General features: G+C 43.4%; 26 protein-coding genes. 14 read left to right on the top strand and 12 right to left on the bottom strand.

Features of this window, described 5'->3' with window-relative positions; translation table 11 throughout:
- Positions 1-16 precede the first annotated feature (16 nt).
- The 13 genes from rdgB (at position 17) to nadD (ending at position 10307) form a co-directional block, all read left to right on the top strand.
- Positions 17-616, top strand: coding sequence for an RdgB/HAM1 family non-canonical purine NTP pyrophosphatase (gene rdgB / locus ABIL39_01845; protein MEO0164863.1), 600 nt, complete (start codon positions 17-19; stop codon positions 614-616).
- 29 nt (positions 617-645) lie between these two features.
- A complete protein-coding gene (locus ABIL39_01840; protein ID MEO0164862.1) occupies positions 646-1584 on the top strand; it encodes an AAA family ATPase in 939 nt (312 codons plus the stop codon).
- A gap of 1 nt (position 1585) precedes the next feature.
- Positions 1586-2038 carry a Mut7-C RNAse domain-containing protein gene (locus tag ABIL39_01835; protein MEO0164861.1) on the top strand — a complete coding sequence of 151 codons (453 nt, stop codon included), beginning with the start codon at positions 1586-1588 and terminating at the stop codon, positions 2036-2038.
- Positions 2031-3134 carry a SpoIID/LytB domain-containing protein gene (locus ABIL39_01830; GenBank protein MEO0164860.1) on the top strand — a complete coding sequence of 368 codons (1104 nt, stop codon included), beginning with the start codon at positions 2031-2033 and terminating at the stop codon, positions 3132-3134. Before ABIL39_01835 ends, ABIL39_01830 begins: the two co-directional genes overlap by 8 nt.
- Before the next feature lie 351 nt (positions 3135-3485).
- Positions 3486-4238 carry a slipin family protein gene (locus ABIL39_01825; GenBank protein ID MEO0164859.1) on the top strand — a complete coding sequence of 251 codons (753 nt, stop codon included), beginning with the start codon at positions 3486-3488 and terminating at the stop codon, positions 4236-4238.
- A gap of 9 nt (positions 4239-4247) precedes the next feature.
- Positions 4248-4739, top strand: a complete 492-nt coding sequence (locus ABIL39_01820; protein MEO0164858.1) for an archaemetzincin family Zn-dependent metalloprotease — start codon at positions 4248-4250, stop codon at positions 4737-4739.
- Positions 4726-5811 carry an alanine--glyoxylate aminotransferase family protein gene (locus ABIL39_01815; protein ID MEO0164857.1) on the top strand — a complete coding sequence of 362 codons (1086 nt, stop codon included), beginning with the start codon at positions 4726-4728 and terminating at the stop codon, positions 5809-5811. The genes ABIL39_01820 and ABIL39_01815 overlap by 14 nt, the downstream gene beginning before the upstream one ends.
- A gap of 35 nt (positions 5812-5846) precedes the next feature.
- Positions 5847-6851 carry a diguanylate cyclase gene (locus ABIL39_01810; GenBank protein ID MEO0164856.1) on the top strand — a complete coding sequence of 335 codons (1005 nt, stop codon included), beginning with the start codon at positions 5847-5849 and terminating at the stop codon, positions 6849-6851.
- A gap of 11 nt (positions 6852-6862) precedes the next feature.
- On the top strand, positions 6863-7312 hold the full coding sequence (locus tag ABIL39_01805) for a DivIVA domain-containing protein (GenBank protein ID MEO0164855.1): 450 nt from the start codon (positions 6863-6865) through the stop codon (positions 7310-7312).
- Positions 7309-8121: a purine-nucleoside phosphorylase gene (locus tag ABIL39_01800; protein ID MEO0164854.1), complete on the top strand. Its 813-nt coding sequence runs from the start codon at positions 7309-7311 to the stop codon at positions 8119-8121. The genes ABIL39_01805 and ABIL39_01800 overlap by 4 nt, the downstream gene beginning before the upstream one ends.
- Positions 8118-8990, top strand: coding sequence for a tetratricopeptide repeat protein (locus ABIL39_01795; GenBank protein MEO0164853.1), 873 nt, complete (start codon positions 8118-8120; stop codon positions 8988-8990). The genes ABIL39_01800 and ABIL39_01795 overlap by 4 nt, the downstream gene beginning before the upstream one ends.
- Entirely contained in the window at positions 8987-9727 is a 741-nt protein-coding gene (bamD, locus tag ABIL39_01790) for an outer membrane protein assembly factor BamD (GenBank protein ID MEO0164852.1), read from the top strand. Before ABIL39_01795 ends, bamD begins: the two co-directional genes overlap by 4 nt.
- Positions 9714-10307 (top strand): nicotinate (nicotinamide) nucleotide adenylyltransferase, encoded by a 594-nt coding sequence (nadD, locus tag ABIL39_01785; protein MEO0164851.1) that lies wholly within the window; start codon positions 9714-9716, stop codon positions 10305-10307. Before bamD ends, nadD begins: the two co-directional genes overlap by 14 nt.
- Here nadD and ABIL39_01780 read toward each other — a convergent pair.
- Together ABIL39_01780 and ABIL39_01775 are read right to left on the bottom strand one after the other, a co-directional pair.
- Complete coding sequence (locus tag ABIL39_01780; protein ID MEO0164850.1) at positions 10304-11575, bottom strand: DUF1015 domain-containing protein; 1272 nt, start codon at positions 11573-11575, stop codon at positions 10304-10306. The genes nadD and ABIL39_01780 overlap by 4 nt on opposite strands.
- Positions 11576-11624: 49 nt before the next feature.
- Positions 11625-12530 carry a hydroxyacid dehydrogenase gene (locus tag ABIL39_01775; protein MEO0164849.1) on the bottom strand — a complete coding sequence of 302 codons (906 nt, stop codon included), beginning with the start codon at positions 12528-12530 and terminating at the stop codon, positions 11625-11627.
- Between the two features lie 88 nt (positions 12531-12618).
- Between ABIL39_01775 and hslV the strand changes: the two genes are divergently transcribed.
- Entirely contained in the window at positions 12619-13143 is a 525-nt protein-coding gene (gene hslV / locus ABIL39_01770; protein ID MEO0164848.1) for an ATP-dependent protease subunit HslV, read from the top strand.
- A gap of 7 nt (positions 13144-13150) precedes the next feature.
- On the opposite strand, the gene ABIL39_01765 is transcribed toward hslV, so the two are convergent.
- The 10 genes from ABIL39_01765 to rplM all read right to left on the bottom strand — a co-directional run bounded on the left by ABIL39_01765 (position 13151) and on the right by rplM (position 19821).
- Positions 13151-13984: an RNA polymerase sigma factor RpoD/SigA gene (locus ABIL39_01765; protein MEO0164847.1), complete on the bottom strand. Its 834-nt coding sequence runs from the start codon at positions 13982-13984 to the stop codon at positions 13151-13153.
- 7 nt (positions 13985-13991) lie between these two features.
- Entirely contained in the window at positions 13992-15482 is a 1491-nt protein-coding gene (locus ABIL39_01760; GenBank protein ID MEO0164846.1) for a DegQ family serine endoprotease, read from the bottom strand.
- Between the two features lie 14 nt (positions 15483-15496).
- Positions 15497-15946, bottom strand: a complete 450-nt coding sequence (locus ABIL39_01755; protein MEO0164845.1) for an Hsp20/alpha crystallin family protein — start codon at positions 15944-15946, stop codon at positions 15497-15499.
- Between the two features lie 14 nt (positions 15947-15960).
- Entirely contained in the window at positions 15961-16269 is a 309-nt protein-coding gene (locus ABIL39_01750) for a hypothetical protein (protein MEO0164844.1), read from the bottom strand.
- 135 nt (positions 16270-16404) lie between these two features.
- On the bottom strand, positions 16405-16962 hold the full coding sequence (frr, locus tag ABIL39_01745) for a ribosome recycling factor (GenBank protein MEO0164843.1): 558 nt from the start codon (positions 16960-16962) through the stop codon (positions 16405-16407).
- A 20-nt stretch (positions 16963-16982) separates the two neighbouring features.
- Positions 16983-17690 (bottom strand): uridine monophosphate kinase, encoded by a 708-nt coding sequence (locus ABIL39_01740; protein MEO0164842.1) that lies wholly within the window; start codon positions 17688-17690, stop codon positions 16983-16985.
- On the bottom strand, positions 17683-18270 hold the full coding sequence (gene tsf / locus ABIL39_01735; protein MEO0164841.1) for a translation elongation factor Ts: 588 nt from the start codon (positions 18268-18270) through the stop codon (positions 17683-17685). Before tsf ends, ABIL39_01740 begins: the two co-directional genes overlap by 8 nt.
- The gene (rpsB, locus tag ABIL39_01730) at positions 18271-18978 is read right to left on the bottom strand and encodes a 30S ribosomal protein S2 (protein ID MEO0164840.1); all 708 of its coding nucleotides are present in this window, start codon (positions 18976-18978) and stop codon (positions 18271-18273) included.
- A gap of 19 nt (positions 18979-18997) precedes the next feature.
- Positions 18998-19381: a 30S ribosomal protein S9 gene (gene rpsI, locus ABIL39_01725; GenBank protein ID MEO0164839.1), complete on the bottom strand. Its 384-nt coding sequence runs from the start codon at positions 19379-19381 to the stop codon at positions 18998-19000.
- A gap of 11 nt (positions 19382-19392) precedes the next feature.
- Positions 19393-19821: a 50S ribosomal protein L13 gene (gene rplM / locus ABIL39_01720; protein MEO0164838.1), complete on the bottom strand. Its 429-nt coding sequence runs from the start codon at positions 19819-19821 to the stop codon at positions 19393-19395.
- Positions 19822-19981: the final 160 nt, after the last annotated feature.

Raw genomic sequence — 19981 nt, 5'->3', positions numbered from 1 at the left:
TATTCTGTTTTTCAACATGTTTCCGATCGTCCTGGCAACAAAAAATTCTAAAAAAATCGAAGAGATAAAAGAGATTCTTAATCTCAAAAACGTCGTCTTCTATCCCTATACCTATTTTCTTGAGATCACTATTCCTGAACCCGGTGAGACCCTTCTGGAAAACAGTCTACTCAAAGCCGAATTTGTCCACCGGATCACCCGATTACCAACCCTGGCTGATGACTCGGGACTTTTTATTGAAGCCCTGGACAATGGTCCCGGGGTTTTATCTGCCCGCTATGGACCTGATGACCGTGCAAGGATCGAACGTATCCTAAAGGAACTCGGCACTTCCCGTAATAGAAAGGCATGGTTCCGTGCGGTTTTTGTTTATTACTACGATATCAAAAAATTTGCGGTCTTCCAGGGTGAAATTGAAGGCCGAATTGCCTATGCACCGCGCGGAGATTCAGGCTTCGGTTACGATCCCATCTTCATTCCCAAGGGTTATCGCAAAACATTCGCGGAACTTGGTCCGAGCATTAAAAATAAAATCAGCCATCGGGCAAGGGCATTGAAAAAATTCAAAAAGTTCTTACTCCAGAACTTTGCTAAGGAAATAAGAGAGCAGGCTTGATTGAGGAGAAAAATTTAGTATAACGGTCTGTGGATCACCTTGATGAGATAATCGGACAAGAGATTGCCAAACGCTTTTTGCGTAATGCCCTGAGAAAAGAGTGTCTTTATAATCTCCTTCTCGCTGGTCCCCGGGGTGTAGGCAAAAGGACGACCGCATTTGCCCTGGCTAAGACCTTGGGTTGTCCATTTGACTCACCAAGTTTTATACTCGTTGCTCCGGTTCCTCCTCTGGATAAAGAAGAGAAGATGGATGAATATCTCAAAAACTACCTGCCCGGGAATGCTACAGTCCACATTGAAGACCGTGCTACAATCGGCATCAACCAGATAAGGCGTCTGGTAGAACGGCTCTTGCTTCTGCCCCAAAAAGAGAAAAAAAGAGTTGTTATCATTCTTGAGGCGGATCGGATGAATGAAGAAGCCGCTAATGCATTTCTCAAAACCCTGGAAGAACCTCCGCTCGACACTATCTTCATTCTCACCTCTTCCCGTCCCGAATATCTGATACCCACGATTCGCTCCCGCTGCCAGATCGTAAAATTTAGTTACTTAAAACCTGAAGAGATCAAAAACATTATTTTTGATGGCGAGGACAAATTTTTCCTTGGTAGTCCTGGAGAAATACTTTTCCTGCGCGAGAGCAATACAATGGAAATCGCCCGCAATATCCTCAAAAAAACCCCTTTTTCTGTCGCCGCCGCGGCAAAGTTAGTCAAAGAGTTTGAAGAGGAAAAACTCGCTGAATTGCTTTATGCCCTTTTAATACTATACCGGAATCTGCTTTACAAACAACTCCACCTATCAATAGTCGATGAATTTGATGAAGAACTCACCCGCAAGGCACAAAAAATCTCCAGGGAAAAACTCATTGATATTCTGCTGTTCCTCAACAGTAACATAAATTCACTTGAATATAATCCTAATTATAGAATCCTGCTCCTTAACACCTTTCTACGCCTGCCTTAAAATGGCGATAAAATTCCTTTGCAATGGCATGCTTGGTAAACTTTGCAAATACCTGAGGATGTGCGGAATTGATACGGCATATTCCAATGAAGGCGTAAAGGCTTATCTCGAAGCCCGGCGTGAGGGCAGGATCTTCTTAACCCGCAATTCAAAATTGGAAGGAAAAGAAGGAGTTTTTTTCCTTCAAACCGAAGAAACTTCATTGCAGATTAAAACCGTAATCAGACATTTTAGTCTTAAAGACCGATTAAATTTTTTCTCCCGTTGTCTTCGATGTAATGAACCATTAGAAGCAATCACAAAAGAGGAGATAAAGGGAATCATCCCTTACTACACTTATCAAAATTTTGCGGAGTTTGTCCGCTGCCCAAGATGTCAGCGGATTTACTGGAGGGGGAGTCATTATGAAAAAATGCTTCAGGAATTAAAGGGATTACTGGAATTGAATGATTAAATACCCCGGTATACTTTTTGTCATTTTTATTTTCATCAATTGTATTCCGTATCTTCAACCTCCGAAACCAGAACCGCAGGTGCGAGTCGCGATCGTTATCGGGGTTGATTCCATAATCGTAAGTGGAATTAAAGAAGATAAACATCTCAAGGAATACAAAATCAAAACCACCGATAGCTTGCCCATTATCTTGCGACCCTATGGCGGGTCCGTGATGGTGAATGGCCGACCATACCAGGGATGGATAGAGATAAAAAAAATAAAAAATAAAATCTGGGTCCTCAATATCATAGATATTGAAAGTTATTTAAAAGGTGTCGTGCCCATGGAACTGGGTCGTATTGATGGAAAAATTATCGAGGCAGCAAAGGCCCAGGCGGTAGCAGCCCGGACATATGCCTATGCCCATTTAGGACAGTATCCAGAATTGGGGTTTGACCTTTATGGGACCGTTAAAGATCAGGTATACGGAGGCATCGCGGTTGAAGATTCATTGATCAACCGGGCGATAAGGGAAACCAGGGGATTAGTTTTGACCTACCGAGGCAAGCCGATCGATGCCAAATTTCACTCCACTTGTGGAGGGCATACGGCAGATTTTAATGATGCATGGCCCGACAATGCCCCACCATATTTAAAGAGCATCCCTTGTAACTTTTGTAGTCAAAGCCCCCATTTTCGCTGGAAAAAAGTCATAACCCGAGACGAATTTTTTCGTAATTTAAAGAAAAATCTCCAAAACTTAGGAATTGCCATTCTGGATACAGAATTAATTGTCTCTTTAAAATTGAAACGTAATCCGCGAAGTCAAAGGGTTACGGAGATGAAAATCGTTACCACCCGAAACGAATATAAAATTTTTGCGCACCAAATCCGTAAATTACTGGGTTCTGAAAAAGATCCAGGGGGATTGTTAAAATCAAATTGCTTTGAGATTTATCTGAAAAATGGTGCAGTGGTGATTGAAGGTAAGGGGTATGGACACGGAGTGGGGATGTGTCAGTATGGGATACTTGCGATGGCTCAAAAGAAGAAAAAATTTGGAGAAATGCTGAAATACTACTATCCCGGGGCGAGATTATCCCGTCTGTGGTGATACTTAGTGGTGGTTGAAAACTACTGAATCCACTTTTTGTCAAATTGTTTTTATACGTTGGATTATTAGAGGTAACCGCACCCTTCTGGGTGCGAGATACCCTGGGATTTAAAGAGATTTATCCGAAGGCTAAAGCCTGCGCCTACATTTTACCGGTTACCACCGACGACTTCAGGCTGGCATTTTTTATTTAAGCAACGCGAGTGCCTTTCCCCGACGCTAAATCATCGATTACCATTTCAAATCTTGCCCATGCCTTCATAGATATAAAAAATATAGAGAGGACCCAGTGAAAAACTAGGCTTGACTTATTCCAAAAAAGGGCTATAATAATCAAATTAAGGAGGTTTAATGGGATTGACGACGATATTAATCCTCATTCTCATTTTAATTGTACTTAGTGCGATTAAAGTGATGCGAGAATACGAAAGGGCCGTGGTCTTCAGATTAGGAAGATTTATTGGTGTAAAAGGACCAGGCCTTTTCATCCTTTGGCCCGGTATTGATAAAATGGTGAAGGTCTCGTTAAGGGTGGTTACGCTCGATGTAGCACCCCAGGATGTGATCACAAAGGATAATATTTCGGTTAAAGTCAACGCCGTGGCGTATTTCAGGGTTTTTGATCCCGCCAAAGCCGTGATCGAGGTAGAAGATTATCTCTACGCGACCAGTCAGATTGCTCAGACGACCCTGCGGAGTGTGCTGGGCGAATATGAACTTGATGACCTTTTGACCCAGCGCGAAAAAATAAACATGCGCCTTCAGAAGATAATTGACCAACACACCGACCCCTGGGGGATAAAGGTATCGACCGTAGAGATAAAACATGTTGATATTCCCCAGGAGATGCAACGGGCAATCGCGCGTCAGGCCGAAGCCGAGCGTGAACGACGGGCTAAAATCATCCACGCCGAAGGCGAATTGCAGGCAGCAGAAAAGCTTAATAAAGCTGCAGAAATCATCGGTCGCACTCCTACTGGTATTCAGCTGAGATTTTTACAGACCCTCACCGAAGTGGCGACGGAAAAAAATTCCACAACCATCTTTCCCATACCCATCGACCTTTTTACACCTTTTATAAAAAAAATGGCGGAAAAAGAGTAAAATAATATAATGCTCTGTCTGTATCAGCAAGCCGGGTTGGAGTTTTCAGAACTCATTGAGGAGGTCTTGAGCAAGAAGTTCAATCTTCCCGTAATCGTTGGTGAAAAGTTCCAGATTCCTGAAAACACATTCAATCCCCTGCGTGCCCAATATGATGCCACCAACCTCATTGAAGCGCTTGCCGGAAGCTTGAATAAAAAATGCTCCTACCATTTGTTCATTGTGGATGTTGATATTTACACCCCGCGCTTCAACTTTATCCTTGGTCTTGCCAATACTCAAAAACACATCGCGCTGGTATCAATTCATCGACTTTCCCGAGGTGGTTTATTAAAAAACCGACTCATAAAAGAAGTAATTCATGAATTAGGGCATCTCTGGGGGCTCGAGCATTGTACTCGCTCTTACTGTGTGATGTATTTTTCCAACACCGTTGCTGATACAGACCATAAGGGGAGTGATTTCTGTGAAGCGTGTAGGAGGAAACTTGAAAGAATATAAACTCTTTACTCCAGGTCCAATTGATATTCCAGAAGAAATTCTTAAAGCGACTGCCCACAAATGCATTTATCACCGTGAAGAAAGATTTGGGATGCTTCTTGATCAAATCAATGAGATGCTAAAAAAAGTTATCGACTGCCATTATAAAATCTACCTCCTCACCGCCTCCGGAACCGGGGCAATGGAAGCCGCCTATGTGAATATGGTCTCAAAAGCCGATGCCGTAGTAGTAGCAATATGTGGCAAATTTGGCGAGCGCTGGGCAGAATTGTGCACCAGTTTTAACAAAAGACCCATTGTGGTGCGTCAGGAGTTTGGCAAATCGGTCACCGCTGAGATGATTGAAAATGGTCTGAAAAAAGCAAAAAAACCAGCGGTTGTCTTCACAACCCTCACCGAGACATCCACCGGAGTGGTCAACGATATACACACGATCAGTGAAGTAGTGAAAAAATACGAAGGCTATCTCGTCGTCGATGGAGTTGCAGGTATCGGCGCGGACCGGTTTTACCAGGACCGCTGGGGTGTGGATGTGGTCGTAGGTGCCTCACAAAAAGCATTGATGGCACCTCCGGGTATCGCTTTTGTCGGCATCAGTGCCCGGGCCTTTGAAAAAATCAAATCCTCCGACACCCCTCGTTATTACTTCAATTTTTGTCTTTATGATAAATTTTTAGAAAAAGGCCAGACCCCGTGGACTCCGGCAATCACGATTTTGTATGGATTGAAAAAGGGCCTGGAAAAGATAAAACGCATCGGCATCGAAAAGAATTATGAACGTCACCACCAAATCGGCGAATATGTCCGGAAGTGGGTCAAAAACATGGGCTACGAACTATTTCCTGAAAACCCCTCGGATGGTTTGACGGTTATAAAAATGCCCTCGGGCATGGAGAGTACGCCGATCATTAAAGAATGCAAGGAAAAATACGGTATTCTCTTTGCGAATGGCCAGGGAGAAATGAAAGGCAAAATCCTGCGCATCGGGCATATGGGTAATTATAGTCTGAAAAAATTGCATCAGGCCCTTGATATTCTAAAAAAGGTTATGGCGCAAAATCGTGGCAGATAGAAACCAGGGATTGATATCATAAGGAGGGCCGAGCTATGAATCGTTACATAAAACTCGGTTATGAGGGTGTGGAACTCGAATTACCGGTTCATGCCCTTTACCTCTATCGGGATGAAAACCAGCTCCTGGAGAATATCAAGCCCTTAATCAAAGAAGGGATTGAACGGAAGGAGCGGTGCGTCTATATAGGTAAAGAGCCTTGTATCAAAGAATTAAAGAGTGAATTCAAAAATCAACTCATCGTCGTGGAGGAGAATATTGAGGCTTCACTATTCCTTCCTTGGTTGAAGAATGAATACGATCGCCTCATCAAAAACCATATGGGTGTACGTATCTTTGTGGAGAGTACATCAGAATTTTTATCTTTCGAGGAACTCCTGGATGATTTTAATACCCAGCCCGACCTCCGTTTATTTGTTTTGTGCCAGTACCGGATTAGCAATGTAAGCTCTCAAGAGATCTTGGATATTCTTAAAAACCATCCCTATGTCTTTGTGGAGCACCTCCTCAAACCCAATTGTTTCTATTCCCGGGTCAAACATCGTATCTGGCTTGATCCCCTCACCGGCATATTCAACCGTCGGTATTTCGAGAATCAGTTGAGCAAGGAGTTGCAGCGGGCATCCCGTTATGAACATGCCCTTTCTGTGCTTTTTATTGATATTGATAAATTTAAAAAAGTGAATGATGAATTTGGGCATCAGATAGGTGACCAGGTACTCCTGGAACTTGCCCAACTCTTAGAAAGAAATTTACGCAGCGTGGATGTGATTGCCCGCTATGGTGGAGATGAATTCATCATCCTTTTGCCCGAGACCAAAAAGGAGGCAGCGTACAAGACCGCCAACCGCATCCTCTATGCGATCCAGCAGTACGATTTTTTCAAGGAAACAAAAAAAATCAAGGAATTGGCTGTTTCTATCGGAATTGCCTCTTTCCCCGATGATGCGGGTGGCACATACGAGTTGATAAAGAAAGCAGACACGGCCCTTTACAAAGCAAAGGAGCGGGGTGGAAATCAGATTATGGTATTCATGTGAAAGGAGGGAATATGGCAATAACCCCTTTGGAGATACGAAAACAAGAATTCAGAAAATCTCTCCGTGGTTACGATCCTCATGAAGTGAGATCGTTTCTGGAGATGGTCTCAAATGAGTTAGAAAACCTATTACGCGAGAACGCGGCCTTAGCGGAAAAAGTCAAGGATTTAGATGCAAAGATAGAAGATTACCGAAGGATGGAAAAAATCTTACAGGATACCCTCACCACTACCCAGAAGGCGACCGAGGAATTAAGAGAGGGAGCAAAAAAAGAGGCAGAGACAATAATCGCCAATGCCCGGGTTGAAGCCCAGCGTTTCCTCCGCGAGGCACAAGCCGAACTCGCTCGCATCAAGGAAGAAACGAAGATGGTCGAGCACCAAAAATTGTTGCTCGTCTCTGAATTTCGCGGACTTCTGGAATCCTATCTCCGTCTGTTGGAAAGATTGGAAAAGAAATGAAAGAGAGATTAAAAACGACTTTAGCCTATCTTGAAAAACGGACCGATCTAAAACCTAAGATCGGCATCATATTGGGCACAGGACTCGATGGGTTGGTCAAAAGAATCAAAATCAAAAATGCCTTTGATTACGCCCAGATTCCCAACTTTCCGGTGGCCACAGTTTCATTCCATAAAGGAAGATTGATATTCGGTCGGTTGAATAACCGGGAAGTTATGGTAATGCAGGGGAGATTCCATTATTATGAAGGCTACAGTGCCCAGACGATTGCCTTTCCAGTAGTGGTTATGAAAAAGATGGGGGTGCGCTATCTTATAATCTCCAATGCTGCGGGAGGTTTAAATCCCGATTTTAAACCGAGTGATATAATGGTAATTACCGACCATATAAATCTAATCTTTGACAATCCTTTAAGGGGTCCTGATGAGTTAAAGATGGGACCGCGGTTTCCTGATATGTATCATTGCTATGACCCAATGCTCATCAAGAAGGTGGAAAGATTGGCACAGCGGCTTGGTATATTCTTAAAGAAAGGCGTCTATGTGGCGGTCCCCGGACCCAACCTCGAAACCCGGGCAGAGTATCGGTTCCTGCGCATGATCGGAGCCGATGCCGTAGGGATGTCCACCGTGCCCGAGGTAATAATGGCAAGATATTTAGGGATAAAGGTTCTCGGTTTTTCCGTTATCACCGACATGGGTGTCGCCGATGCCCTCCAGCCCGCAAGCATTATTAAGATTCTTTTGGCAGCAAAAAAGTCCGAACCCCAATTGATAAAGCTCGTGGAAAATTTAGTCGGACAGCTATGAATAAAAAAAGTTATTTTTTGATAATCCTCCTTCTCACCTGTGCAGCCCAGGATGTCCATGTCAAAAACGCCCGTCGGTTTATCGGTCAATGGAATTATGATCGGGCATTGGTCGAATTGTTAAAATACCGTGAGACCCCGGACGCCGAAGTTCAATATTTAATTGGAGTCTGTTATTTTGGTAAGAATGAGTATGACCAAGCAAAAGAACATTTTAAAATCGCACTGGATAACGACACTATCTTTAAAGACAGTATTATAAATGTCTATAACACTGCTACAAAAAAAGCCCTGGCGATTTCGGATTTCAAAAAAGCCCTCTATTTCTCCCGCATCCTTGCCGATTTGATTCCCGATCATCGGCAGGCGGACAACCTATTTTTGATGGCGGATTTGAATTTTCGGGAAGGGGATTATCATAATGCACTCCTTGGGTATCTCAAGGCTTTTGATATTGATTCCACTTCGGAGGTTGCCCGCCGATCCATAAAGAATTTCTTGCGCACGCTTATTGCCTGTGATAGTCTGAAGCGTGCACACGCCTTAGCTCTGAAGGAATATAAAAAAATGCGCACTTCAGAGAATTTGTTGCTTTTGGGTGAAATCAATTATCTTCTAGGCAAAAAATATTTTGCGTCCAATCAGTATGATAGTGCGCTAATCTATTTTAAAGAAATCGCCGTTAGTCAAGAACCCAAATCCCTTCTTGATGATAGCTATTTCTATATTGCGGAGATATTCTATAACCAGGAAAATTATTCTCAGGCACTTGAGTACTACAAAAAAGTCCTCCGCCTGAATCCTTACCAAAAAGGTGAACTCGTCCAAAAGGCGCAGGCGCGGATAAAAGAAATAAAGGAAAAACAATGAAAAGGTATTTAAGAATATATCTATTCATATCTTTGCTAATCCTTTTGTGCAGTAAACCTGCCCTTACACCACTGGCACCGGAAGACGAATTCGAGCGCGCGCGGGAGTTTTTTGAACATAAAAAATATGATATGGCGATTAAAGCTTTTGAGCGGATTATCTTTTATCATGCAACCTCGGAATTCGTTGACGATGCCCAGTTTTATTTAGCACGAACCTATTTCGAAAAAAAAGATTATGCCCAGGCTATCACTGAATTTGAATATCTAATAAAGAATTTTCCCAATACACCATTTTTGGAACCGAGTTATTTTTTAAAGGCAAAAGCATATTTCTTAAAATCGCCCAGTTATGAAAAAGACCAGACAGAGACAAAAGATGCCATCGCGGCCCTTGAGGATTTCATTACCCGGTTTCCCAATTCGCCCTATAATGATTCAGCCCGAATCCTGATTCTCCAGGGGCGTAGTCGTCTGGCAAAAAAGGAATTGGAAAACGGCCGGCTTTATCTGAAAATGAAAGAATATCCGGCAGCGGTTCTTTATTTTAAATATGTGATTGAAAATTATCCCGAAACCCCATTTGCCGACGAGGCCCAGTATTTATTAGGGTTGAGTTACGAAAAATTAGGGAAAAAGCAAGAAGCACAGGAAATATATACCAAGCTCCTGGAAAATCAGGTCTGGAAGAAACGGGCAGAAAAAAGAATCAGGAGTCTGGGGGTTGAAAAACCCTAATCTTTCCTTTGGCATCTTTGGCGGGCTCTTTGACCCACCCCATATCGGACATCTTATTTTGAGCCAGTGGGTGCTGGAAGAATTCGCCTTGGATAGGATAATTTTCATTCCTGCATTTAATCCACCCCATAAACGAGATTGTGCTTCTTTTCACCATCGGTGGGCAATGACCAAACTCGCAATCCAGGCTAACAAAAAATTTCTCCTCAGCGCAATAGAGAAAAAAATCAAGGGGAAAAGTTATACTTTCAAGGTAATTAAGGAATTAAAAAAGGTGGCAGCATTTCAGAAAGGACAGTTTTATCTGATCATCGGCGCCGACCAATGGAATGAAATAAATAAGTGGCGGCATCCCGAATTGATATTTGATGAAACAAAAGTTATTGTAGTCCCCAGACCCCATCATCAAATTAAAAAAATCCAGCCTTTTTATCGCCAAATCCTCATCAGCAATGCCCCGCTGATTGATATCTCTTCAACCCTGGTTCGCTCCCGAATCCAAAAGGGATTGAGTATTGAATACCTGGTGCTTCCTGGGGTAGCAGATTACATCATCAAGAATAAACTTTATACTTCTTAATCTCCAGCAATATCATAAAAGACCAAACCGGAAATCAGTTTTGGATAAAAATCGGTTGATTTCTGGGGCATCCTTTCTCTTTTCATCGCCACTGCCTGCACTTGTTCCGGACGTGTCGGATTCAAAAGGAAGGCAAATTGAAACTCACCCGCATCCACCCGATCCATTGTTTCTTTGATGCCGCGCTGATAACGGATATGTTCTTCAGTCTTCTCAGGTTTTATCCCGAGGATTTCTTCAATCAAAAGGGTATGTAGAATTGTGACATCCAATTCTTGATATTCCTGGCTCCGATCCGGCAATAACTGGCGCAGGGGGGTGATATCCTTTAATTTCAACAAATAAACACCCTGAGGTCCATAAAAGCCAAAGGCATGTTCTCTTTCTTTCTCTAATTCGGTCTTTAGTTCGTCTTTGCCGACCTTTCGGAAAGAAAAGAATTTATCTGCCTTTTCAATAAACTCCGTGATGTCAAAATCTTTCAAATTCATTACCAAACGATGCGTGGGCAGGATTACCAGCCCCGGATCCTGAATATTCACCAATGTCACCATCTTGAAATTTGCTGGATGTTCTTTGCCCACCTCACCGAGTTCTTTTAAATAATTCAATGCGGTCTCGTAACGATGATGCCCATCGGCAATGACCAGAGTTGAATTTTGGATTTGATCTGTAATCTTTTTGAGCAGTTCGTTATCACTGATTCTCCACAATTTATGGGTTATTCCCCGGTCGTCCACCACCTCAAGGAGTGGGGTTTGAAGCGCACCTTCAATCAATTCCATGACACGATTTTGGGGATCTGTATACAAGAGGAAAACCGGTTCAAAATCCTTCTTGGTGATGCGAGTAAGATTGAGACGGTCCTCTTTAGGCTTTGAAAGGGTCTTTTCATGGGGAAGGATGCTACCTTTGCCCAATTCCTCAAGGCGCAGCCGGCATATGAAACCTTTTCTCACTAATTTTTTGCCATCAAGTGTGAATTCCTGGAAATAAGGATATATCGATTCTTCCTTTTCTTGAATAAAAATGCCTTCCTTCAACCAATTCGCTACACAATTTTTGGCATTTTCATACTCCCACTTTCGGTCATGACCATCGGCGTAGTGGGTCAAAACCAGATTCACAAAGTTATACGGGCTCCGCTTTTTATATTCCCTTTCCATTTCATCCGTTATCTGGTCATAGGGTTGGGTAATTACATCCGAAAGATTCTTTATTTTACTCAGATTGTAGCGGATGCCCTTAAAGGGTCGGACCTCCGGCATTTATACCTCCTTTACATCACCCTCTTGATTTTTCGGGTTAAAATATTGGTTATTGATAAGATTTTAACGCATCCCGGACCAGCTCTGCAATCTGGACTCCAGCACGTATCTGACCTTCCTCAGTCTGTGCACCAATATGGGGAGTGAGTATTACCTGTTCCAGACTGAATAATTTATGCTCTTTTGCGGGTTCAACCTCAAAAACATCAAGGCAGGCAACTTTTACCTTTCCCGAAATTAAGGCATCATAAAGGGCATTCTCATCTACTACACCCCCCCGTGCGCAATTGACCAGAATGACACCATCTTTCATCTTATCAAAGGCATCTTTGTTGATGAGATGGGTGGTCTCCTTGGTCTTGGGAATGTGGAGTGAGATGAAATCCGAATTCTTGAGCAGGGTATCAAAATCGACGATCTGGGCAAATTCACTGACTGTGACATAGGGGTCATAGGCAATCACCTTCATGCCTAAGGCCTGGGCCCTTTTTGCCAGTTCAGAGCCGATCCGTCCAATGCCGATGATGCCCAAGGTCTTGCCATAAAGTTCTATCCCATGAAAACGCTTCTTTTCCCATCTTCCTGCCTTAGTAGAGACGGTGGCCTGAGGAATCATCCGAGCTGCTGCCAGCATCATACCTAAAGCAAGTTCGGCGACCGAAATCGAAGTTGCGGCAGGGGTATTCAAAACTTTTATCCCTCTTGCTTGGGCAGCTTCAGCATCCACATTGTCCAGTCCGACGCCGGCCCGGCCGATAACCTTTAACTTTTTTCCAGCCTCAATAACCTCTTTGGTCACCTTTGTGGCACTACGGACGATTATCGCATCAAAATCCGGAATTGTTTTTATCAATTCTTCCGGAGTCATCCCGCTTTTTTCCACCACCTCAAACCCACTTTGCTTTAAAATTTCAATCCCAGCGGGTGCGATCGGATCCGAAATAAGAATCTTCATTTTTGAGCCTCCTTTTGGCTAATTATACTCAAATACCTTCTAAAATCAACAATTGACAGCAACATATTGATAATTATAATTATCCACTATGATCTCCACGACGATATTAGGTTTGAGAAAAAATGATAAAGTTGCGATCGGCTGTGACGGACAGGTGACAAGTGGGGAAACCATAATGAAACAGCGGGCGCGAAAAATCCGCAAGATGTATAATGATAAAATTCTGGTGGGCTTTGCCGGCGCTACGGCAGATGCCTTGACGCTGTTTGAAAGATTTGAAGCAAAATTAGAAGAGTTCCGGGGTAATGTCCCCCGCAGCGTTTTGGAACTCGCCAAGGATTGGCGGCAGGATAAAATTTTACGAAGATTGGAAGCTTTTCTGGCAATTCTTGACCGTGAACATTCCTATATTGTCTCCGGCGCTGGTGATGTGGTGGAACCGGATGATGGTATCGTGGCGATTGGCTCCGGTGCACCATACGCCCTTGCTGCGGCGCGGGCGTTATTAAAACACACCGACCTCTCGGCCCGGGAGATTGTTGAAGAATCAATAAAAATTGCCGCCCAGATTTGTATCTATACTAATAACGAGCTCTTTATTGAAGAGTTATAGAACGAGTTTACTTGATCCTGGGTAAGATCAGCCTTAATTTCTTTAAAGCATTATCCCGGATCTGTCTTACCCGCTCCTTGGTGATGTTCATCAGCCGGCTAATCTCTTCAAGACTCTGAGTTTCGTAATCACCCAGACCAAAATTTCTTTCGATTATCTCTTTTTCCCGCAGGGATAGTTTCTTTAATGCCTTCTGAATCTTTTCAGATTCCTGCTTCCGTCTCAAGACCTCTTCGGGTGAAGGGAGCACATAACTTTGAGGAACCTCTTCCAAGGAAAGAATTTCGATTAAGGGACCATATTCTTCTTCGGTAGGAGTTTCGTCAAGAGAAATTATCGGCAACAATTCCCTCAATGCCCGGGAAATCTGCTGGCTGGAAACCTTGAAATGTTTCGCTAATTCCTGAACCGAGGGCTCACGGCCATGTTCCTGGACAAAATCAGGAATGTACATCTTAATCCGCCGTGCCAAATAACTCTTGGGGATAAGTTCCTGTTCGGAGAACAATGCATTAAAGATTTCACGTTTTACCCACCAGATGGAATAGGTGCTGAGTCGATAACCCTTCCGTTCGTCAAATTTCTCTATCGCGTGGATTAAACCGCGAGTTCCCGCATTTATCAGTTCGCTCAAACTCAAACCATAGTCCAGATAATTCTTACAAACATGAAGAACGATCCGCAGATTTGAAAGGATTAGTTTTTCCTTCGCTGCCGTATCTTTATTCTCACGGAAACGCCGGGCAAGCTCAAATTCTTCTTCTTTGGAGAGGACTGGATAACGGTTTATCTCTTCAATGAACTGGTTCAAACCCCTTTCCGTGAATCGCCCGAACCTCATCCAATTATTATGGTGTCACCGCTACATATCTTTTGCGTTCACCCCTTTGAATCTGAAAGATCACCGGCTTCCCCTTCTTCAAATCTTTAAGTGCATTTCGGAAGTCACTCAAATTTTTAATCTCTTTGTTGGCAATTCCGATTATCACATCTCCCACCTGCAGGCCGGCATCACTCGCGGGCGAATTCGGATCCACACCAATCACCACCACTCCCTTTTGCGCACTGATATTATATTCTTTTGCCTTGGGACTGTCAATATCCACTACCTGGAGACCAAGTTCGGTAGCCTGCTTTTCCTCGCTGACACCCGCAACCGACTCCTTCATTTCCCCAATCTTAACTTTCAACTCCAACTCTTTACCGTTCCTTATCAACTTTATCTTCACCGTCTTACCAGGCGTAGTCCCAGCTACCATCAACCGCAAAGACTGGAGATCTGTAACCTTCTTCCCATCATATTCAATTATCACATCTCCCTCTTTTATCCCGGCTTCCTCAGCCGGAGAATTGGCGATCACCTCGCTTATCAGCACCCCATCCAGCGAAGGAAGATTCAATGCCTCTTTCATCTCTTCTGTAAGTTCTTCTAAATAAACCCCCAGATATCCGCGCGTTACTTTGCCTTTTGTCTTGAGTTCTTCGATGATATTTTTGGCAAGATTTATGGGGATTGCAAAGCCAATGCCAATGTTCCCGCCGCTCGTAGAGGTGATTGCGGTATTTATTCCGATCACCTCTCCTTGGAGATTGATCAACGGTCCTCCGGAATTACCCGGATTGATCGCAGCATCTGTCTGTAAGAAGTTCTGTAAATCCGGTCCTTCGCTTAAGGGAATATCGTGCCGACCCTTTGCCGAAATGACTCCCACCGTCACTGTCCCTTCCAGATTAAAAGGATTACCTACCGCCATCACCCAATCGCCTACTTTGATTTTATCCGAATCGCCGAGCTTTAGATATGGAAGTTTCTCTTTCGTCTCAATCTTTAATAATGCGACATCGGTCCGGGAGTCTGAACCGATGATTTTCACAGCATTGCCTTTGTATTCTTTTTTATTGGTGAGGCGGATGATGATATTGGAAGCATTTTTTATGACATGGTGGTTCGTCACTACATAACCGTCTTCGGAGATAATGAACCCCGAGCCCAAAGTCCTTGTTTTGCTCTCGGGAGGGGGGAAATTTTTGAAGAAATCCCGGAAGAAATCTTCAAATGGACCACGGAATTCCCATCGAAATTCATCAATTCCGGTCTTAACAGTTTTCTCTGCAGAAATATTCACCACTGCCGGTGATACCATTTCGGCAACCTGGGTAAAGGGACTTCCGCCCTGTTCATCTACAATGGGATACAATCCCTTGTCCGTCGCGTGTGCCTCGTTCTTATTGGTTATCGTGGGGAACCCGGCACTTATTATCAATCCAAAAAGAAAAGCAACGACTGCCGCTACTCCGGCAATGATACCCGCAACTCTCAGTGAAATCTTTCCTTCCATTGCCGCCTCTTTGATTATTTAATCTCCACTTCAATCTCTTTCGGTTTCATCGTCTCGGGTTTGGGTAGCGTGATCTGTAGAACACCATCCTTGTATACGGCCTTGATTTTATTTACATCCACCTCGCTGGGCAGGGTTATCGTCCGAGAGAATTTACCATACATCCGTTCAACTCGATGGAAAGTCTTATTTTTGGTCTCAGCCTCGTGCTTTCTCTCTCCGGAAATCGTCAGCAGATTACCGCGTACCGAGATTTTGACATCCTCTTTTTTCAATCCTGGAAGTTCGGCGCTCACGATAAAATTCTCGTTGTCTTCCTCAATATCAATCACCGGAACCCAGATACCTTCGGTTTCTTCGCTTGTTGTGCGACCAAAAAAGGCATTGAACAGTCTATCCATATCTTCTCTCAATGACATCAACTCCCGGAATGGATCCCATCTTTTTATTAATTTATCTGCCATATTGACCTCCTTTCTTATTGTTTATTTTTTAGTCCAATTTTTTTGTACTCATTCTCTTTTTTGGTTATCTCGTTTTTTATACGTTTAATCTTCTGGATGAGTTGTTTGATCCTAGTGTCGCTTTTGAAATCCTCATTACCTTTCAACGGGAAAAAACCATAAAAAACTTCACCCAGTTCGCGAAACAGTTCCTGTAATTGCCGCTTCAACTCAAAAATCTCCAGTTTCAGTTTACCCTTCAGTGTGAGATCTCCAGCCTCTTTGCTCAAAACTCTTGAAGCTTCTTCAAGCCAGCGGGAAAAATCGTCCCAGAATTTCGCCATTAATACCTCCTTACCTTATTTTGACCGGTTACTATTCGAGCCGGTTTATTGTCGGTTGGGAATAATTATAAACTATAAAATAATGGACGCCGGGAATAAAAGATATTTTTAAACTTCTATGGTTAGGGGGAAATTCTATTGTTCCCTGATTTCTTTTTCCTTCTTTTTAAGCAATTCATCAATCTTCTTAATATATTCATCCGTCATTTTTTGGATTGCTTCCTGGGCTTTAAATGAATCATCTTCGGAAATCTTTTTTTCTTTTTCAATCTTTTTTAGTTCATTATTCGCATCGCGCCGGATGTTTCGCACCGCTATCCGGCATTCTTCAGCGAGTTTCTGGGCCAGACGGACGAGTTCTTCTCTCCTTTCGGTAGTAAGGGGTGGTAAAGAGAGTCTTATCACATTGCCATCGTTGTTCGGGGTGAGCCCGATGTCTGCCTTGTAGATTGCCTTTTCAATTGCCCCAAGGGCCTGTTTATCCCAGGGCTGGATGACAATCAATCTTGGTTCGGGTATACTGATAGTAGCAATTTGATTCAAAGGCAACAGTGTATCATAATACTCAACCTTTACTCCATCCAAAAGGGCAGGAGTTGCCCGACCGGTTCTTATCTTAGCAAATTCCTGATTCAATAGGCTCAAGGATTTTTCCATCTTCTGTTTCGCTTCTTCTTTAATTTTTTCTATCATATCTGTTCCTCCTACAATTTTTAAAAGACCAGTGTTCCAATCTCTTCCCCTAAAACAATTTTTTCAAGGGGATATCGGGTGAGATTGTAAACGCATATTGGGATACGGGCATCTTTGCAAATTCCAAAAGCGGTGAGATCCATAACCTTAAGATTTTTATCTATCGCCTCTTGAAAAGAGAGCCGACGATAAAGTCTTGCATTTTTGTCTTTTTCGGGATCGGCAGAATACACCCCTTCAACCTTTGTTCCCTTGATGAGCAATTGGGCAGAAAGTTCAACCGCACGCAACGCTGCTGCGGTATCCGTGGTGAACAATGGATTACCGGTGCCACCTGCCAGCAGGAGGATGCCGCCCTGTTCATAAAGGATGCGGTCTTCCGTTTTTTGAAAACCGCGCACCAAACCGGGGATTTCAAAACTGCTGCGCAGAAAAACATCGGAAATCTTCCTCTTTAAGACTGAATAGAGCGCGATCCCGTTGATTATCGTACTTAGCATTCCACAATGGTCCGCATCAACCTTATCTAACCATGATACTTCTTTCCCGCGGACAATATTACCCCCTCCCATGACCACAGCGATTTTTACACCGAGCTTTTTTACCGTGATTATTTGTGCGGCGATGTATTCTAAAATCCTGGGAGTCAAAACCTCATGGTTTTGCCCGAGTAACTCACCGGAGATTTTTAAAAGAATCTTATTGTATTTTAATTTTTTTTTACTCACCGAGTCGGAAACGAACAAATCTTCGAATCACGATATTCTCACCAAATTTTGCTATCTGTTCTTTTAGGTAATCGCCTACAGTCTTTTCGGGAATTTTGACAAATGGTTGTTCTAAAAGACAAACCGAATTATAAAATTTCTCCATTTTGCCTTCCACAATTTTTTCGATTATTTCAGGCGGCTTTTTTAAATCTTGAATTTGACTCCGGTAGATCGCCTTTTCCTTTTCCACGATCTCCGGGGGGAGCTCTTCCCGACTCACGACCAAGGGTTCGCTGGCAGCAATCTGTAATGCAATATCGCGCACAAATCGGCGGAAATCTTGATTGCGCGCTACAAAATCGGTTTCACAATTTACCTCTACCAGCACCCCCAGCCGGTCTCCAGGATGGATATAGGCATCAATTATCCCTTCCTTGGTAACCCTTCCCACCTTTTTAGCGGCAAGGGCTAAACCTTTCATACGCAGAATATCTACTGCCTTTTCAATATCGCCATTGGCTTGGATGAGGGCATCCTTACAATCAACGATGCCCGCACCTGTCCTCTCTCTTAATTCTCTTATCTTTTCCGTATCCATTTACGCCTCCTTTTCCTCGGTCTCAAATCCTTTCCGGCCCTCAAGTACCGCATTAGAAATAATGCGTGTCACCAGAGATATCGCCCGGAGTGAGTCATCGTTGCCCGGAATTGGGTAATTTATCCCCGTAGGATCACCATTCGTATCTACAATCGCAATGATAGGAATGCCCATCTTTCTTGCCTCTTTCACGGCTGTAGCATCCTTGATTACATCAACAATATAAATGAGTCCGGGCAGTCTATCCATCTCTTTTATCCCTTCAAAATACCGAGTCAATTTTTCAAATTCATGTTCATACCGCACCAGTTCTTTCTTAGGAAGCATTGCCCAGCGCCCGTCTTCTTTCATCTGTTCCAATTCGCGTAACCGCTGAATCCGGGTGTATAAGGTATTAAAATTGGTGAGCAATCCACCTAACCAGCGTTCAATTATATAAAAAGCACCAGCACGGAGCGCCTCTTCTTTTATCACATCCTTTGCCTGCTTTTTCGTCCCCACATATAATATCCCTTTTCCCTGTTCGGCAATTCTTACTGTGGCTTCATACGCCCTTTTTAGACATTCCTGCGTTTGCCGGAGATCTATTATATGGACGCCGTTCTTTTTGCCAAATATATATTTTGCCATCTTCGGATTCCAACGTTTGGTCCTATGGCCAAAATGGATACCGGTGCTTATTAACTCCTGTAATGTCACCAACTCCAAATTGCCTCCTTCATTAATATTAACGCTTTGAGAATTGGAATCGCTTCCGCCTTTTGGCGAGCCCGTATTTCATCCGTTCTTTCTCCCGTGGATCCCGTTTCAATAAACCCGCACTTTTGAGCGTCGGACGGAGTTCGGGATTCATGTGCACGAGGGCGCGGGCGATACCCAGACTTACCGCACCCGCCTGACCTGATATTCCACCTCCCCGCACTTTGGCATAGATATCAACCGTCCCCTTCACACCCGCAGTTATCAAAGGGAGATTGATAAGATCCACCAGGTCCTGACGACAGAAGTACTGGAGGGGATCTTTACCATTGATTTTGATAATTCCTTTGCCAGGGAACAATCTAACCTTAGCGACACTTCTTTTTCGTGAACCAGTAAATATCTGTTCCATCCATTAACCTCCTAAACCTCGATCACCTGCGGTGATTGGGCACTATGTGGGTGCTCAGTACCGAGATAAAGTTTCAATCTTTTTAATCGCCGCGTTCGGAATTTATTTTTGGGCAGCATACCGCTTACCGCGTGATAAAGAACCTTTTTAGGATTTTTTTCCAGCAAATGCTTTAAACTTATTGCCTTCAGACCACCCAGATAGAAAGAATGGTGATAATAGATCTTATCTTCCATCTTTTTTCCGGTGACTCTAAATTTATCCGCATTGAGCACAACCACATAATCTCCACAATCCACCTGCGGAGAATATTGTGGCTTATCTTTGCCCGTCAAAATCCGGGCAATCCGTGAAGCGATCCGACCCAGAATTTTGCCCTGGGCGTCGATCACATACCACTTCCTTTTAACCTCGGTCTTCTTAAGCACTTTTGTTTTCATAGCAAATATTATACCTAATTTAACAAAAAAGTCAATACTAAGCTGCACTGAGTACTCCTCACTTTTAATCTTCGGTTGGGCATAACTTTTTGAAACAAAAAAGCCACGGGTATTTGGATAAATCCAGCTTATCCAATAATTCTAAACCCAATCGGAAACT

This window comes from candidate division WOR-3 bacterium, from assembly GCA_039802205.1.
Classification (GTDB): domain Bacteria; phylum Hydrothermota; class Tepidihabitantia; order SM23-42; family JAOAFX01; genus JAOAFX01.
The sequence above is the reverse complement of the archived record's forward strand: the minus strand, read 5'-3'. Positions and strand labels throughout refer to the sequence as shown.